Below are 1244 nucleotides of genomic sequence, written 5' to 3' on the forward strand. Positions count from 1 at the left end.
CCAATCCCAACGAGATGATGTGCGATGGTCAGTGCATCGACGTCATGGAGAACAACGACAACTGCGGGTCTTGTGGCACCGTCTGCAACTGGATTCCAAAAGGCCTGCCGCCCATTGGATCTTGCGTCGACGGTGCCTGTCAACCCACGATCTACCCTTGTGTCAGCCAAAACGACGGTTTCGTCAACTGTGACGAAGTATGCGCCAGCCACAACCAAGCCTGCGCTGAGGAGATGTGCTGGGGCGACACCCATGTGTACAGCAACAACTTGGCCATGTGCAACACCGGAAATCTCGCTACCGGTTCTGGACTGAACTGCGGCAACCCGTTTGGGTGGGGCCAGGGTGACTACATTGGTTGCTGCTGCACACAGTAATCTAGCGAGCCCCCGATCTCAGGCCGCGCCAGACGCCACCATTGTCTTGACCGAGCTGGCTTCGTGCGCAGCCAAGACGTAGTTGCAACCTAGATTGTCCTCGTCCTGCAGAATCGAGACATTGTTTGCCGGGGGAAGCCCCGCCACCCCGGCCAATGTCACGAAACAATGTGTTGTCACATTACCGGTATAAATCAACGCGGAAGACAACCCAGAGACCTCCTCTGGCGCCGGGCTCAGCGCCGACCCTACCCACGCCGAAAACAAGACATCTACCGAACCATCCACGATCCGGTTGCCGCTCACCTGAACCGTAGAAGCCGCCCCGGCATATAGATGGGCCATCGCCCATGCCATGTCAGTGTGCAGATTCAGAATTTGGTTCATCAGTGAGTCGATGGGATTACCTGCATCCTCCATCACAAATTCCGATGGACTAGCCGCGAACGGATTGTTCGTGACCATCCGTGAAACGTTGTCAGTGACCAGACATGTATCGAGGGATGACAGCAGCACGGCACACCCGACGCCTCCGCGCCACGGCCACGTCCCCTCGACGTTGTTGTTCGAGAACACCAACGCCCCACCCTCCACCGTCGCCGCGGTATCGTCTGTCCAAGCCACGGTCGGTGTATCAGAGGTTGTACTGGCGTCCAAAGCATGAGCGAGGTTCACCACCTCGACCACCGCAGACGACGCTTTCACGGTCACGGGGGACGCACCCGTGGGCGCCCAGCGAAACGCAACGTTCTCGAGCTCATCATCGATCACCGGCGCCCCATAGCTCACCAGCGAGTTCCCCGTGACAATGATCGGCCCAAACCCCCGCCGGATCCACAGCGCCTTCCCCAGCAGGTGACTCACCTC

At 58.8% G+C, this 1244-nt stretch carries 1 protein-coding gene and 1 pseudogene; one reads left to right on the plus strand and one right to left on the minus strand.

Translation table 11 applies throughout. The features are described 5' to 3' along the window. Positions 1-377 (plus strand): annotated as a pseudogene (locus DB30_RS40860) (hypothetical protein); the annotation flags it as partial. 18 nt (positions 378-395) lie between these two features. Here the strand turns inward: DB30_RS40860 and DB30_RS40865 are convergent. Continuing rightward, positions 396-1244 (minus strand): hypothetical protein (locus DB30_RS40865; RefSeq protein WP_205633221.1); only part of this gene is annotated, 849 nt, incomplete at its 5' end.

It is taken from the genome of Enhygromyxa salina, assembly GCF_000737335.2.
In the GTDB taxonomy this organism is placed as follows: Bacteria; Myxococcota_A; Polyangia; order Nannocystales; family Nannocystaceae; genus Plesiocystis; species Plesiocystis salina_C.